Raw genomic sequence first — 15,213 nt, 5'->3', positions numbered from 1 at the left:
CGGAGTGCGACGGGTTGGGAACGACAGAGGGAGAGGCCGGCCACCACCTCATGAAGGCCGCCGGACCCTGCACAGTTCACGATGCGGCTACCATCCTCGGGCGAACCGCAAGAACGCAGAATCCCACCATCGAAGGGAAGAAACCCAAAGATGCCAGTCAGTTAGCGTCGGCGGTGACGTGGGAGATGCTGTTGAGGCAATTCAGGCCGGCCTCGAAGGCAGCCGTCCCTTGCGTCGGGCTTCCGCCTCAGAAGCGGAGTTGCTGTAGCCAAACCTCTGGAGAACTGAAGGTTCTCGTCGCGGCGAGTTCGAGTCCCATTGTGGTCATCAGACACGCTCCAGGATCAAGGCCGAGCCCTGGCCGACGCCCACACACATCGTGGCGAGGCCATGCCGGGCGTTTTCACGTTCCATGCGTCCGAGGAGAGTAACGACGAGTCGCGCCCCACTCGATCCGAGCGGATGCCCGAGGGCTATCGCGCCGCCGTCGCGGTTCACGATCTCCTCGTCAAGGTCGAGGCGCCGGATGCACGCCAGCGATTGGGTGGCGAAGGCCTCGTTCAGCTCGATCGCGCCCAGGTCCTCCACCCGCAGTCCCGTTCGAGCGAGCACCTTCTGGGTAGCCGCAACCGGACCCAGCCCCATGATCTCCGGCGCGAGTCCCACGCTGGCACCGAACACGATGCGGGCGCGAGGAATGAGGCCATAACGCTTCACCGCCTCGCCGCTCGCCACCACGACCGCCGAAGCCCCGTCATTGAGCGAACTGGCATTCCCGGCCGTCACGACAGAACCGCCACTGACGATTGGGCGCAGCCCGGCGAGCCCCTCCAGGCTCGTATCCCGGCGCGGGCCCTCATCCACGAGCACCTCGCCGGCCTTCGTCGGCACGCCGACGATCTCGTCCACGAAATGACCGGCATCAATCGCCGCCGCCGCCCGCTGCTGACTGCGAAGGGCGAAGGCATCCGCCTCATCACGGGTGATGCCGTCGATGCGAGCGACCTCCTCCGCCGTTTCCGACATCGAAAACGTGGCCTTATCCCGCGCCGCCAACTTCGGGTTGATGAAACGCCACCCGATGGACGTATCGAACTGCGCACCGGGCTTCGCCCACGCCCGGTCCGGCTTACCCTGAACCCAGGGCGCCCGCGTCATCGATTCCACACCGCCGGCCACCATCACGTCGGCATCGCCGGCGCGAATGGCCTGCGCCGCCATCGTGATCGCCGACAAACCCGACGCACACAGGCGATTGACCGTGATCCCCGGCACGTGATCGGGCAGACCGGCCAGGAGAGGCGCCATCCGCGCCACATTACGGTTGTCCTCCCCGGCCTGCGTGGCAGCGCCGAAAATGATGTCGTCAATCAGGGCCGGATCGATCCCGGCACGACGCACCGCCTCCGCCACCACGATCGCCGCGAGGTCATCCGGACGCACCCCCGCCAGCACCCCACCATAACGACCGACGGGCGTTCGTGCTCCTCCAACGAGGTAGGCCTCTGCCATGTCCTCTCCTGACGACGATGTAATTATGGCGTCTGTGCCGAGGCACTCTGTTTGACTCGGCTGAGAATATCAGCGTGTGTCAGCAAGCTGACGGGATGGTTCTCGGTCCGCAGCCCAACGGCCGGGCCGGTCGCTCGTCAGGCCGAGAGATAGGCGTTCTCAATGTCTTCAATGCGGTTCTTCGCCTCGGCAATCGGAAGGTCTAGTTCGACTCGCCCGCGCCTCATGACGTAGACGTGGTCAACGTAGTCGAGTGCCTTCCGAACGTGTTGTTCAACGAGGAGAACACCCAACCCTGTCTCAGACGCCGCAGTGCGCAACGCCTTGAAGAGGCGTGTCACGACGAGCGGGGCGAGACCGAGTGACAGTTCGTCGGCCAGAATCAGGTTGGGTCCTCGCACCATGGCCCGACCGAGCGAGAGCATCTGCTGCTCGCCTCCCGAGATGAGTCCGGCCTTAATACGCAAACGTTTCTCAAGTTCTGGGAAGAGCGCGAGCACGGTGGGAATGTCTACACCGCCCACTCGGAGGTTTTCCTCAACGGTCAGCCCCTTGAAAACGGACCGTTCTTCCGTGACATACGAGAGCCCATTGCGTGCACGCTGGTACAAAGGGGCTGTGGTTGCGCTGCCGTTGATCGCCACACTTCCCGCCAGGACGCCGATGGCCCCGCTGATGGCCTTGAGCGTGGTTGACTTTCCCGCGCCATTTGCCCCGAAGAGAGCGGTGACGGTTCCCGATTCAACGGTCAGGTTGATGTTTTCCACAACGGGTTGGGTGCCGTATCCAGCGCTCATCCCGATAACGTCAAGTGCGCTCATCGATTCATTCCTTCCGTGATTTCTTCCGACGAGGGAGCTCCGAGGTAGGCCTCGAGAACAAGGCTGTCCCCGCGAACTTCAGCGGGGCTTCCTTCGGCGATCTTCTTTCCGAAGTCGACGACAACGATCTCGTCGCACAGACCCATGACGAAGTTCATGTCATGCTCCACGAGCAGGACTCCTATGCCCCAGTTCTTTGCAAGTTTTCGAACCATTTCTGCGAGCTCCGCCGATTCGACATCGCCCAATCCGGCTGCGGGCTCGTCCAGCAGCAAAATGCTGGGTTCGATGGCAACAGCGCGGGCGAGAGCGACAAGTCGACGCTTGCCGTAGGGCAGGTTCTCAACCACCGTGTCGAGTTCATCAGCGAGGTCGAACTCACGGATCGCTTCGATTGTGGCCGGGGAGAGTCGCGGTTTGCTCGGCCGAAAAATCTCCAGGAAGTATGAACCCGACTCGAATGGATCGGCAGCCGTAAGCAGATTGTCGAGAACGGTACAGTCTTCGAAAAGCTCAAGAGACTGGAATGAACGGCTGACTCCGGCCCGTGCTCGACGCATGGCCGAGAGATCATTCATCTTGACTCCATCGAGGATGACATCGCCCTCGGTCTGCGGGGCGAAACCGGTGATCGCATCGATGATGGAGGTCTTTCCAGCACCGTTGGGCCCGATCAGGCCGAGAACCTGGCCAGGGCGGACCGTCAGGGTCACGCCTTCCACGGCGACCGTTCCGCCGTATCGAACGGTCAGGTTCCTGACTTCCAATACCTTCTGGCTGACGCGCACCGGAGCTGCGTTGGGAACCATCAGCTCCTTGGAGGAATGCGCCTTGGCATCACGGGCCAGCTTGGGCAGAAGTCCCTTGAACAGAGTCGACATTTCCTTGGCAACACCGTTCTGGTTCTGGATCACGAAGAAGATGATCAGCACACCGCTCACGAGAGGCAGGAACGTGCTGAACTCTCCCGGGATTGCGTTCAGGAGAGCGGCACCAATGGATCCCGGAGCCAGCGTTGCACCAAAGAGCGGGCCGAGGAGGAATCCGATTCCGCCGATCATCGCCCAGCCCACAGCCGAAATCGAGTTGAAGCTCGTGAAGGTCGAACCGAAGACGATCGATTCGCTGCGGAACGCGAGGATGATACCGCCGCACGCCGCTATGCCGGCAGCGACACCGAAGGCGTACAGCTTGGCTGACGTGATGCTGATTCCGAGTGCGGCGGCGGCTCGTTCATTCGTTCGCACCGCAATGAGCTTGCGGCCGCTTCGGCCGCGACGGATGTTGCCCACGACCAGGGTCATCAGGAGCAGGAGCCCCAAGGCCACGAGTCCATATCGCTCGGGATGAACGATGGCGCTGATGTTAAGGCCGAAAAGCAGGGGTTGCCCGATTTGGGTCCCGAAGAAGCCGCCCGTCAAGAAGTCGCTGTTGAAGACCATGAACTCGAGAGTCGTGCCCAACCCGAGAGTGACAACGGCCAGGGTGATCCCCCGGGTTCGCACCGCGGGGAGCGCGATGAGAATCCCGACCGGAATGGTGGCCAAGATGCCGGAGATGAGAGCCACTTCGAAGGAGACATGCCAAATGGAAACCATTCGACCGGCGATGAATGCGCCAAAACCTGCCATCGCAAATTGGGCCAGCGAAATCTGTCCGGCATAGCCGGTAAGAAGCACGATGGACAGCGTTATCATGGCCGCGGCAATGGTGATGGTCAAGGCATCCTGCCAGCGAGGCGGAACGGCGATGATCAGGATTGCGGCAGCAACGAGAACAGGAACGACGATTCTCCAGCGGATGCGTCCCGATCCAACCAGGGGAAGCTTCTGGAAGATGTAATCGCGGAGCGGAAGAGACTTGCCCCGCACCAGCAGGATGATAACGATGGCGACAAGGGGAAGCGAGTCCGCCAGCCCCGGGATGTCTGCTGAGAAGCGTCCCACAGCGGTCTGCATCATGCCGATGACGAGCCCTGCCACCAGTGCGATCGGGAACGAACGGAAGCCGGCAATCAGCGCCGTTGCCATGGCCGCAAGTACAAGGTTCGTCATCACCGAGACCTGAAGGGTGATGATGGGCGAAACGAGGATTGCGGCAAGACCGGCCAGTGCGGAACCAACGGCCCAGTTGATCATGGCGATGCGATCAGACGACCAGCCCAGGGTCGAGGCCGCCAATTCATTTTCAGCCACCGCTGAGGTGCCGAGTCCGAATCGTGAGTATTTGTAGACAGCCCAGAGGATGACCGTCAAGACCACGGCGATGACGACCATGATGAGTCGGTCCCAAGGAAGGACTATCGATCCGGATAGGGGAATGACGCCTTGGGGCAACTCGGGCGTCACGAATGTCGTTCGGCCGCCGTATTTCAAGACTGCGAGGGACTGCAGGGTGAGCAGGATCCCGAGGGTCGCCACGATTCGCGCCAGCGGCGAGGCGTTCTTGAGCCGGCGCATGATGACGACCTGCACGAGAACACCGACAATTCCCGAAGCGGCGATGCCGATCAATGCCGATACCAGGAAGGGAAGCTCGAACGTCGTGCGAGCCTCGTAATAGACGTAGGCCCCGAGCATGCCGACGGCACCCTGCGCAAAATTGAGAACACCCGAACCTCGGTAGATGAGAACAAGACCTTGCGAGGCAAGTGAGTACATTGCACCCAGGCCAAGGCCGATCAGTGCAAACCGCAGAACTTCTTCCATCAGGTCCTTCTTCCATCAAATTCAGATTCAACAAAAGGCCGGAAGGGCATGAAGCTCCTTTCGATCCTCATTGATCGGGGTTGGACAGGGGGTCAACGCTCGACCTGCTGCACGGTCCCACAGGCTACTTGATATTTCTACCAATCGTATGGTGGAAAGTCAACTATTGTTTCTACTCGATCACGCCGGGATTCTCTGGCTGGCGTCCCTCCGGAAACAAACAGTAATTCAAACAAACGCTTGACAGATTTATCTCGCCTTTGCGACACTTATCGAGAGCTCACAGACCCGTCGTTTCCGCGCAAGCGGTCGAAGCGCAACAGGGCAAATGTGATCATGACGCAGCGAGGCGTTGCTATGAAATGGAGAACACAAGGACTATGAAATCGCAGCTGGTTGAAAAAGGTGACTATGCCGTTGGAGTCGACGTCGGGGGGACCCATACCGACCTCGTCCTCTCGGGGCCCAATGGTCTCGTACGCAGTAAGTCGTTCACGACACATGGTGATTACAGTGTCGGCATCTTCAATGCGCTTGAGCTTGCAGCGAACCAGCTCGGCCAGGAACGCGATGAAGTTCTGGCCCAATGCCATGCGTTCATCAACGGTTCAACTATTGTCACCAACGCCATCACCGAGTTGCGTGGTGCCAAAGTAGGCGTGCTCATCACACGCGGATTCAAGGACACGTTTCGTCTGGCCAGCGGCGCCCGCCGCGTTGAATACGACGACCATCTCCAGACTCCCCCGCCGGACGTCGTTGCGCGGGACTGCATTGAAGAAATAAGTGAACGCGTGATGAGCAATGGCGAGATCGCCGTTCCCCTCGATGAAGTCGAAGTCCGTGCCGCCGTCCGTCGTCTTCGCGACAATGGTGTTGAAGCCATTGCAATTTGCTACCTGTGGTCGTTCAGCGACGGCACGAACGAGAAGCGAACCCGCGAGATTGTTCTCGAAGAGATCCCCGGAATTTTCATCACCCTCTCTTCTGAGGTTCACCCCGTCGTCGGCGAGTATCCGCGATTCATGACCGCGGTTTTCAACTGCCTGTCACACCGGGCAACGACACGATATGTCGAAGGCCTGCAGACACAGCTCGGCAATGCGGGTTTCACCGGCACCCTCACCTTCTTTCAGGGAATCGGTGGATCCGTCGGCGCCGAGGCCGTTCAGGCCAAGCCTGTCACCCTGATGCAATCCGGCCCGGCGGGCGGCGTGATGGGGGCCCGGCACGCTGCCGCCCGACTCGGACTGACGAATATCTTCGTCGGTGACATGGGTGGAACGAGTTTCGACACGGCGGTTCTCCCCAACCTCGAGCCGTCCATCGCCAAGCAGGCAACATTCGGACCGTTTCACACCGGAATCAACATGTTGGACATCGTCTCAGTCGGCGCCGGCGGCGGCAGCGTGGCATGGCTCGACGGACGAGGCGTTCCCCAGGTGGGCCCGCACAGCGCGGGTTCCGAGCCCGGCCCCGCCTGCTACGGACGCGGCGGAACAGAACCGACGGTTACCGATGCGAACGTCATCCTGGGGTTGATCGATCCAGGAAACTACCTCAATGGTCGCCACCAGCTCAGCGTTGCGGATGCGTCAGCAGCTGTGAAGAACCGAATTGGGGATCCGCTGGGCTGGGATGTCAAGCAAGCCGCAGCAGGCATCTATGACCTTGCCGTCATCGAAATGGCCAATGCACTGCGTGTGGTCAGCATCGAACGAGGCCATCACCCTCGTGATTTCACGTTCTTCTCGTACGGGGGAGGGCTCGGCTTGTTTGCCGTGGAAATCTGCCGCCGATTGGGCTGCCCGAGTATCGTCATCCCCGATAATTCCTCGGCGTTTTCCGCGTATGGCGTTCTGATCGCGGACTACGTGCGTCAGTACGAGCAAACAGTCAACTGGGATCTCAGCGACCCAAGCCAGGCCGATCGGATTAACGAAGCCATGGCGGTCATGCTCAGCCAGGCCAAGCACGACGCTGGTCTCGAGGGGATTGCTCCAGAGGATCTCTCGGTTGAACGAAGCGGTGATTTCCGTTTCCTCGGACAGACATATGAAGTCACCGTTCCTTTGCAGGACGTGGATTTCGTTCCAGCCGACGCTGCTCGCCTCGCGGAGGATTTCCCTCGCGTCTACGAGCGCAACTACGGCGAAGGAACGGCATGGAAGGGCTCACCTGTTGTTCTCATGACCCTCTCGACCCGGGTCATCCACCACCGCCCGAAGCCGACTGAGCGTCAGCAGGCGGTTGTCGTCGGAGCCCCCACGCCGCAGCCTGTCGGAGAACGCTCCGTCTTCCTGCCCAGCGAGCGACGCGACGCAGTGCTCCCCATCTACGCCGAAGCAGACCTCATCCCCGGCGCCGTGGTCAACGGCCCCTGCATCGTTGACGTCGGAGATACGACAATCTACGTACCCGAAGGCTCCGAATGTGGCCGTGACCAGTACTTCAATTTCACGCTCACCGCGTAAAGAACCAGAGAGAAGACAGTCATGAATTCTGCAAAGACGCAGGGAACCCTCGAATACGATCTAATCGATGTCGAGGTTCACCAGAAGTCGATTCGCAACATTGCCAACGAAATGGCCATCACCCTGATGCGGACATCGGGTTCCCCGGTCGTCACCGACGCCAAAGACTTCAGCACCTGCATCCTGGATGCAAACGGTGAGCAGCTCGCGTTCTCGGGATTCGTCTCGTTCCACGTCAGCACCGCTCTCCTGGGCGTTCAGGCCGTTATGCGTCGAGTCGACCCCGCCAACCTTCGGCCCGGTGACGCCTTCGCCTGCAACGACCCGCACACCTCCGGCGCCGTGCACCAGGGCGACGTGGGTATCGTTATGCCCTTCTTCTTCGAGGACAAGCTCGTGGCCTGGGGCTATGTGAACGAACACGTCCTCGACATCGGCGGTTCTGCCATTTCCGGTTTCGCGCTGGGTGCCGTGGACTCCTTCTCGGAATCCCTCGCGTTCCCCGGAACGCGAATTGCTCGTGATGGCGCCATCGATCCTGAATGGGAAGGTTTCATCGCTAATAACGTACGCATGGCGGGAACAGTCCTCAACGACATTCGCAGCATGATCGCCGCCAACAACGCCGGCCAACGCCGTCTCGAAGCGACATTGGCTGAAATCGGCCTTGACCGCTTCACAACGTTGAACGAAGAGAGCAAGCGGCTCTCTGAGATCGGCCTGCGTGCCATCATCAAGTCAATGCCGGACGGCACGTATGACAGCAGCGACTGGGTCGAATTCGACGCCCGCGGCATTGAAGAACTCCACGAGATTCACTGCCGCCTCATCGTGGAAGATGATGAGATAACACTGCAATTCCGCGGTGGACCTCAGACGGATTCATTCGTCAACGGTGTCGAACCGTCGGTTCTCGGCCAGTCCTGGACGACGATCTTGGCGCAGCTGGCCTATGACATCCCCATCAATGCCGGAATTTGGCGTCCGGTCCACTTCGATCTGGGACCCAAGGGTTCCATTGTCAACGCGGTGGCCCCGGCTCCCGTCACGATGTCACACATCCAGACGGGAATGCGCGTCAACAAGTTGCTCATCGATGTGTTCTCCCAGGCCTGCTCCTTCAGCAAGAATCCCGTCATCGGCGCTCGTGTTGCCGGACAGCCTGCCCAGAATCAAACCTATTTCACCGCCTTCGGCGTTGATCGCCGGACAGGGAACCCCACTGTTTCGTTCTCGATGTCCGTGGGTATGTCCTCGGGCGGAGCGGGACAAAGCGTTGGCGACGGCATGGAAATCTATGCCGCACAGGCGATGGCCGGGTGCGACATGCCCGACGTTGAGGCTGAAGAGATGAGCCAGCCCGGAATGATCCTCTGGCGCCGCGTGGAGCCCGACACCGGTGGTGCCGGAGTGTTCCGAGGTGGCAACGGCGTCAACACCTGTCTCGCCATCCTGCACTGCGACCGGATGAATGCCGGCGCCTACACGAACAGCGCCTATGTTCCTCCTCGTGGCGTTGCCGGCGGATTCGCCGGTTCGGCCGGCACGTGGAAGCTTCTTCGCGACACGAACATTCTTGATCTCCTGGAGACGGGAACCTACCCCACTGAAGAATCGCTTCAGGGACACTCCATCCCCGGCCCCACGCAATCCGCGTCGCTCACGCTCAACCGAGGTGACGTCTACACCGTTATCCACGGCGGCGGCGGCGGTGCCGGTGACCCGCTCCTGCGGGAAACGCACCGTGTGAGTGCGGACGTCTCCGACGGCTACGTCTCCGCTGGAGTCGCCCACGATGTCTATGGTGTCGAGCTCGCCGAAAATGGCAGCGTTGATGAGCTCGGAACCATGGCTCTTCGTGAGTCAATCCGTGAAGCGCGAATCGGCGGCAAAGTGAAGCGCCCGATCCTGAGCAACGCGACGGCCTTCGCGCCTCTGGGTATCGTCAATGAGCGCTGGGCCTGCAACATGTGCGGCGAGGACCTAGGCGCCAGTACGGGCAACTGGCGCACCCAGGCGGTGACGAAGGAACAAGAGATTTCCGGCCGTTTCGCGGAGCTCAAGTCGAACGTTCGCAAGCGTGTGCAGTTCGAAGAGGTTGTTCTTCGCGAAAACAGCTGCCCGGGCTGCGCAAGTTCGCTCGTGGTCGACGTCACCCTGGACGGGCACCCCTTGGTTCAGTCCAGTCGTCCCGGTATCTTCGAGCGGTTCCCCGCGGAAGCGTAAAGAACCACACACCACGCACTACAGCCCCGGACCTGAAGGTCCGGGGCTGTAGTGCGTTCGGCCCGCGCGGGGTGTCCGGTTCACGAGCGGAAGCCGGATCAGAACCGGCTTGCGACAACACCCCGATGGGCTGCCATGTTCGCGATCGCGGAGACACGCAGGCGCGCCAAACGACCGCGCCGAGCAGCGAAAGCAGCCAGAGCAGCGGTCGTTCGTCTAGAGAATGGCGAGTGCGTTTGCCGTTGAGCTCGCTCCCCCGGTCAGGGGGAGCGGTGCGGCGGAAAAGAGGAAGTTGTATGCGTTGAGCTCGAAACACCTGTCAGCGAGGGCATCCAGATCGAGGAGCTCTGCCAAGGCGAAGCCCAGCCCGGGGATCAGTCGCCGGTGAAGCGAGCCATTGCGAGGATCGCCAGGAGCGCTCTCCACAGCGGGGTTGTCCGATGCGACGGCAGCAACCTTGTTGTCCCAGAGGAATCGCGCCATTGCCTCGGTGGACGCTATTCCGGCAAACTGGTCCCCGACGCGGGAGAAATCTCCGTCGGTGGAAGCTCGACGTCGATATTCACCCATCCACCCGGTGCGAACACAGAGGATATCTCCGGGCTGCAGATGCTGTCCTTGCCAGGCGATGATGTCGGCGATTTCAGACGCTTCAACGGCGTCCTCCACGAACGGGTCCCACGCGATATTCTGCGCGGCCCGATACCGAACGACGTCGACGAGCAATCCGCGGCCAACGATGCCGTGCTGGGCCCAGTGGTGCATTCCCAGTGTTGTTCGGGCTTCGTCGCCGTCGGTGATGCCACCGTAGAATCCGAATTCTCGGGCCCGGATGTGGGTTAGGCCGTCCCATTGTGATGCGGACTGAGGATTGAAATCGTTCAAGGTGTCTTCGAACGTGTTCTTCCCGGTCTCCGTCACGAGATGCCCCAGGCTGGGGCGGCCGAAGAGGGGCGGTGCGAAGTCGTCGAAGGGAACATTGAGAGAAATCGTCTCCCCCGTACGGACGGCATGGCTGGCCTCGAGCGTCGCCGCCGGGCTCAGAAACGCGAGCGTTCCCAACGAAACGGGAAGGACCCCCCACGAGTGCTTGATGCCGATGGTGCCGATTTCAGGGAGGTCATCGAATGCGGGAATCATGGGATCCGTTCTTGGCTAGAATTTCATTTCGCCGGAGTTGAAGTGAGCGATGGCGCCCTTGAGGCCACGTTCCTTGATCAGGTTCTGCAGGAGCTGAACCTCGGGCGTGAGATGGAGGAGCGCATCTGTTTCGGCGCCCATCCGCCCGATCGTGACGAGACCCTGAAGTTCGGAAACCCGATTAATGGCCTCCTTCTTGAGCTTCAGAATCGCCGTCGGCGTGCGAGCGATGGAGACCGCGAGCGCTCGCACGTGTTCATCCAAAGCATCCGCAGGGACCGCTTCCGTGGCCCAGCCCCATTCGACAGCCGTCACACCGCTGATGCGATGGCCGGCGTCGAAGCTCATGAGCTTTGCGCGCTTGGGACCGACGATGGTGGCCCACAACGGGGAGATGAACCCACCCCCGATGGGAACAGCCGGGGAAGCGGCGATGACGGCATCTTCAGCCACGATGGTGATGTCGGAGAACACACAGAGCTGCGTCGCTCCGGCCATGCAGAAGCCGTGAACGGAGGTAATGACAGGAAGCGGGTGGCGCCACACTTTCAGAAACAAATCGATGTTCGCGAGCTGACGGTCACGGTCTTCAACCGGGCTTCGCTCGTGCGCGTAGCCGATTTCATTAGAGTCCGAACCGACGTCGTAGCCCGCCGAAAATGCTCGGCCGCTGCCCCTGAGGACGATGACCCTGCTGTCTGACGTTGCCAGGAAATCCAACGCGTGGCCTAGTTCTTCCAAGAGCTGATCATTCAGGGCATTGAGCCGATCAGGCCGGTTGAACGTGATCCAGGCGACGTTGTCTTCCTCGAGGAGGGTGATGGCTTCGTAGTCTGCGGTCATGGCCTTACTTGCTTCCGGTCAATTTGCTGAGGTGAACGCTGAAGTCAGGAGATGACACCGAGAAGGCTGTGGCCGTGCTCTTCTCTCCGACCAAGTCCACGATGTTCTCGACGATCCTGTTTGCACTCCGGCGAGGGTCCTTGCGCACAGGTCCCGCCGCGAGGGTCTTGTTCACCTCATCTTCGGAGTTCATGTAGCGAAGCAGCAGCTCCTCGTCCGAGATCCCGGCGGCAAAGCGCGAACGAATCTCCTTCAGGCTGGGCTCGGGGCGCTCCCACTGGGCAATTTGCTTGGCGCGCGCACTGGAGAGAACGCGGTCGCGCACGTTCTGGTTCACGGTGCCGTGGATGGGCCCATAGTGACCGAGAAGGTAGTGGATGACCTCGTCAGGAACCAGGCTGTAGGGGTCGCCCGTAACAATATTGAGCACCGCTTGTATTCCGACGAACTGGGAGAACGGAGTAGCCATGATCGGTTCGCCGAAATCCAAACGAACCTGAGGGATCGCGTTCAGGACCTCATTCAGCCGGTGAGCCATCCCATGCTTGCCGAGCTGGTTGATGAGCGTGCCCGTCATGCCACCGGGAAGCTGGTGATCGTAGATCCGGGGGTCGAACTCGGCAGGCACTCCAAGTAAGTGGTTTCCGGCCTTGGCTGCTCGAATGAAATTCTCGGCAACGGGCGCAAACATGTTCCGGTCGAGCGAATGGGTGTGGCCCATGTATTCGACGATGTCGACCATGCTCTCCGTCGACGGAAGAGATGCCCCATTGGCGAGAGGGCGTGACGCGGTGTGGATACGGTTAAAACCGCTCTCAATCCCCACCATGTAGTTGTGCTGGGCCATCCCGGCGTTGTTATGGCAGTGAAGCTCAAGAGGCATATCGCCAGCCGCCGCGCGGATTGCCGGTAACAGGGTCTTTGCGCGTTCCGGTTTCAGAATGCCGGGCGCATCCTCTACATAGATGGAACGCACTCCTGCCCACGATGCCATTTCCTTTGCTTGGGCGGCGAAGAACGCGTCGTCGTGAATCGAGGTCAAGCCGTACATGATCGACGGGAGCGCCTCCCCGCCAGCCGCGGCAATCACATCGACCAAGCGCTTCATCACCGGGAGGTCGAAGGCACAGTCGTAAATCCAAAAATTCTCAACGCCGTGCTTGATCAGCGTTTGGACCCACAGGTCGATGATCGATTCAGGGGCGCGGGCGAATCCCATCACGCTGTGGGTGCGCATTCCGCAGCGCGTTTTGTTGCCCGGCAGGCCCTTGACGAGGAAGTCCATCGTGTCCCATGGATCGTCGTTGAACTCCCGAACGAGGACGGTGAAGACACCTGGGCCCGTCAGATCAATGGTCTCGAATCCCGTCTTGGCCAGGTACGGCAGGGCATCTGCGGCATCGTAGGCACGCATCCGCAATCCCCAGAGGCTCTGAGTTCCATCGCGCAGGGTCTGGTCTACAAATTCGACATTCATGCTATTTCCTTCGAAGCGTCGGGGCATGCACACATAGTGAGCGGTGACAAGGGAACGTGCTTAGGCTGCGGGCCGGGCCGGAAGAAATGATTCTTCGAGCCATTTGGTGGTGATGGGTTGGGTGCGGAAAGTCTCGTTACGCATAATGTCGAGCTGAAGGTCGATTGTCGTGTCGACGCCGCGAACGGTCGCTTTGGCCAGCGCGCGGGCCATCAGGTCTACTGCCTGCTGTCGGTCGGTCGCATGAACGATTATCTTCGCGATCAGCGAGTCATAGTAAGGGGGTACGTGAGCTCCGTTGTGTGCGTAGGTATCCACGCGAATGCCCGTGCCCTGAGGCATCGTCCACTCCTCGATCAGGCCGGGGTTGGGCAGAAAATTATTGCGAGAATTCTCGGCGTTAATCCGGCACTCGATGGCATGCCCTGTAATAGAAACATCCTCTTGCGAAAACGACAGGGGCAAGCCTTGGGCGATACGAATCTGTTCGCGCACGATGTCGATTCCCGATACTGCCTCAGTGACGGGATGCTCAACCTGAACTCGGGCATTCACCTCCAGAAAGACGAAGGCGTTTCTTTCTACGTCAACCAGGAACTCGGCTGTTGCTGCCCCGACATAGTTGAGGGCTGTCGCCAGGTCAACTGCAGCCTGCCTGATCCGGATGATGAGGTCATCCGGAAGACCGACACTGGGTGCCTCCTCGATGATCTTCTGGTATCGACGCTGCGCTGAGCAGTCACGTTCGCCGAGGTGGCAGACGGTCCCCTGGGAGTCGGCGAGGATCTGAATCTCAATGTGTCGAGCCTTCTCGATGTAGGGCTCGAGATAGAGGGTTCCGTCACCGAAGGCACGCAGTGCCTCGGTGCTCGACCGGACAAAACCCTGGCTGAGGTCATCGGGATTCCTCACGACCGTCATTCCACGTCCACCACCGCCGGCCGACGCTTTGAGCAGGAGAGGGTATGCGTTCAAGTGCTCGGCCGTCCGGATCGCGTCTTCGACGCTGGTCAGCCCCGGAGATCCCTTGCCCGTGGGAATACCAATGGACTCCGCCACCGCGCGTGCCTGAAGCTTGTCGCCCGCGCGACGCATGACCTCAGCCGGAGGCCCGATGAACGTGATCCCGTTTTCTTCACAGGCGTCAACAAGAGTCGGCCGCTCGGAAAGAAACCCATAGCCAGGGTGGAGTGCATCGCAGTTCGCGTGACGCGCCGCTGCCACGACCCGTTCAACGGAGAGGTAGCTTTCCCCCGCTGCTGCCGGCCCGATGACGACGATTCGATCTGCGAGTTTGGCCCCGAGCGAATCAACGTCGGCGGCCGAGACGGCGAGGACACTCTCGATATTTTCGTCGAAGCAAGCCTTGATGATACGAACGGCGATTTCACCGCGATTGGCAATCAGAATGCTGCGCACGGGGTCAGTTCGCGGTGACGTCAACGCTGAACAGGGGTGTTCCATATTCAACGGTCGCCCCGTTTTCGGCATGCACAGCCGTCACGATCCCGGTAACCGTGGAGGCAACGTTGTTCATCAGCTTCATGATTTCAACGATGCACACCGTGTCCCCGACCTCAACGCGCTGACCGACCTCAATGAAGGGAGTGGCGCCGGGTTCGGGGGAACGCCACAGAACCCCAATGCTGGGTGCCGTGATGGCGAAGTCCGTGGCATTGGCCGGAGCGTGTGCCGTTGCTGCCGGCGAGGACGGAATCGGAGCGGAAACCGCCACTGCGGGGGCCGCAACAGGGGCGACGACCGGCTCCGCGACCGGTGCAGGAGTCGTCATCGCGGTTGATCCGCCGGGAAGGTGGGCGCCGTTACGAGCAACGGAAATCTTTACGTCGCCGACGCTCACGACGGCCTCATCCCAGTCCGATTCGTGCAGGGCTGCGACGATGCTATTGATATCAGCGGACGAAAGACTCACTGTGGGCTCCTTTGCCATTCTCGGTCTGCCGGATTAAGACCGACGTGCTTGAATCAAACAATCGGTTGGCAGTTTTAGT

10 protein-coding genes are annotated in these 15,213 nt (G+C 60.5%); 2 read left to right on the top strand and 8 right to left on the bottom strand.

Features of this window, described 5'->3' with window-relative positions; all coding sequences use genetic code 11:
- Positions 1–327: 327 nt before the first annotated feature.
- The 3 genes from E3T41_RS06695 to E3T41_RS06685 form a co-directional block, all read right to left on the bottom strand.
- Entirely contained in the window at positions 328–1,512 is a 1,185-nt protein-coding gene (locus E3T41_RS06695; protein ID WP_134477811.1) for an acetyl-CoA C-acyltransferase, read from the bottom strand.
- 137 nt (positions 1,513–1,649) lie between these two features.
- Positions 1,650–2,333 carry an ABC transporter ATP-binding protein gene (locus E3T41_RS06690; protein WP_092448050.1) on the bottom strand — a complete coding sequence of 228 codons (684 nt, stop codon included), beginning with the start codon at positions 2,331–2,333 and terminating at the stop codon, positions 1,650–1,652.
- The gene (locus tag E3T41_RS06685; RefSeq protein ID WP_104132953.1) at positions 2,330–5,041 is read right to left on the bottom strand and encodes a branched-chain amino acid ABC transporter permease/ATP-binding protein; all 2,712 of its coding nucleotides are present in this window, start codon (positions 5,039–5,041) and stop codon (positions 2,330–2,332) included. The genes E3T41_RS06690 and E3T41_RS06685 overlap by 4 nt, the downstream gene beginning before the upstream one ends.
- A 380-nt stretch (positions 5,042–5,421) precedes the next feature.
- On the opposite strand from E3T41_RS06685, the gene E3T41_RS06680 reads away from it, so the two are divergent.
- Together E3T41_RS06680 and E3T41_RS06675 are read left to right on the top strand one after the other, a co-directional pair.
- Entirely contained in the window at positions 5,422–7,515 is a 2,094-nt protein-coding gene (locus E3T41_RS06680; protein ID WP_158251672.1) for a hydantoinase/oxoprolinase family protein, read from the top strand.
- A 21-nt stretch (positions 7,516–7,536) separates the two neighbouring features.
- Positions 7,537–9,741 carry a hydantoinase B/oxoprolinase family protein gene (locus E3T41_RS06675; protein ID WP_092448047.1) on the top strand — a complete coding sequence of 735 codons (2,205 nt, stop codon included), beginning with the start codon at positions 7,537–7,539 and terminating at the stop codon, positions 9,739–9,741.
- A 216-nt stretch (positions 9,742–9,957) separates the two neighbouring features.
- Here E3T41_RS06675 and E3T41_RS06670 read toward each other — a convergent pair whose 3' ends face one another.
- From E3T41_RS06670 to accB, 5 genes are read right to left on the bottom strand one after another with little or no spacing between them, the layout of a single operon-like run.
- Positions 9,958–10,881, bottom strand: a complete 924-nt coding sequence (locus tag E3T41_RS06670) for a cyclase family protein (RefSeq protein WP_134477809.1) — start codon at positions 10,879–10,881, stop codon at positions 9,958–9,960.
- 15 nt (positions 10,882–10,896) lie between these two features.
- Positions 10,897–11,724, bottom strand: a complete 828-nt coding sequence (locus tag E3T41_RS06665) for an enoyl-CoA hydratase-related protein (protein ID WP_092448045.1) — start codon at positions 11,722–11,724, stop codon at positions 10,897–10,899.
- A 4-nt stretch (positions 11,725–11,728) separates the two neighbouring features.
- Positions 11,729–13,201: a carboxyltransferase gene (locus tag E3T41_RS06660; protein WP_092448044.1), complete on the bottom strand. Its 1,473-nt coding sequence runs from the start codon at positions 13,199–13,201 to the stop codon at positions 11,729–11,731.
- A 60-nt stretch (positions 13,202–13,261) separates the two neighbouring features.
- Entirely contained in the window at positions 13,262–14,620 is a 1,359-nt protein-coding gene (locus E3T41_RS06655) for an acetyl/propionyl/methylcrotonyl-CoA carboxylase subunit alpha (protein WP_092448043.1), read from the bottom strand.
- A 4-nt stretch (positions 14,621–14,624) separates the two neighbouring features.
- On the bottom strand, positions 14,625–15,134 hold the full coding sequence (accB, locus tag E3T41_RS06650) for an acetyl-CoA carboxylase biotin carboxyl carrier protein (protein ID WP_158251673.1): 510 nt from the start codon (positions 15,132–15,134) through the stop codon (positions 14,625–14,627).
- Positions 15,135–15,213 lie beyond the last annotated feature (79 nt).

The sequence above is a fragment of the Cryobacterium sp. Hh38 genome (assembly GCF_004403235.1).
Taxonomy (GTDB): domain Bacteria; phylum Actinomycetota; class Actinomycetes; order Actinomycetales; family Microbacteriaceae; genus Cryobacterium; species Cryobacterium levicorallinum.
This window is presented reverse-complemented; position numbering and strand designations above follow the sequence as displayed.

Bases quoted from the DNA above. Each gene is read 5' to 3' on its own strand.
- E3T41_RS06675 (WP_092448047.1), top strand. From the start codon at position 7,537: ATGAATTCTGCAAAGACGCAGGGAACCCTCGAATACGATCTAATCGAT.
- E3T41_RS06685 (WP_104132953.1), bottom strand. From the start codon at position 5,041: ATGGAAGAAGTTCTGCGGTTTGCACTGATCGGCCTTGGCCTGGGTGCA.
- E3T41_RS06695 (WP_134477811.1), bottom strand. From the start codon at position 1,512: ATGGCAGAGGCCTACCTCGTTGGAGGAGCACGAACGCCCGTCGGTCGT.
- E3T41_RS06665 (WP_092448045.1), bottom strand. From the start codon at position 11,724: ATGACCGCAGACTACGAAGCCATCACCCTCCTCGAGGAAGACAACGTC.
- E3T41_RS06690 (WP_092448050.1), bottom strand. From the start codon at position 2,333: ATGAGCGCACTTGACGTTATCGGGATGAGCGCTGGATACGGCACCCAA.
- E3T41_RS06660 (WP_092448044.1), bottom strand. From the start codon at position 13,201: ATGAATGTCGAATTTGTAGACCAGACCCTGCGCGATGGAACTCAGAGC.
- E3T41_RS06680 (WP_158251672.1), top strand. From the start codon at position 5,422: ATGAAATCGCAGCTGGTTGAAAAAGGTGACTATGCCGTTGGAGTCGAC.
- E3T41_RS06670 (WP_134477809.1), bottom strand. From the start codon at position 10,881: ATGATTCCCGCATTCGATGACCTCCCTGAAATCGGCACCATCGGCATC.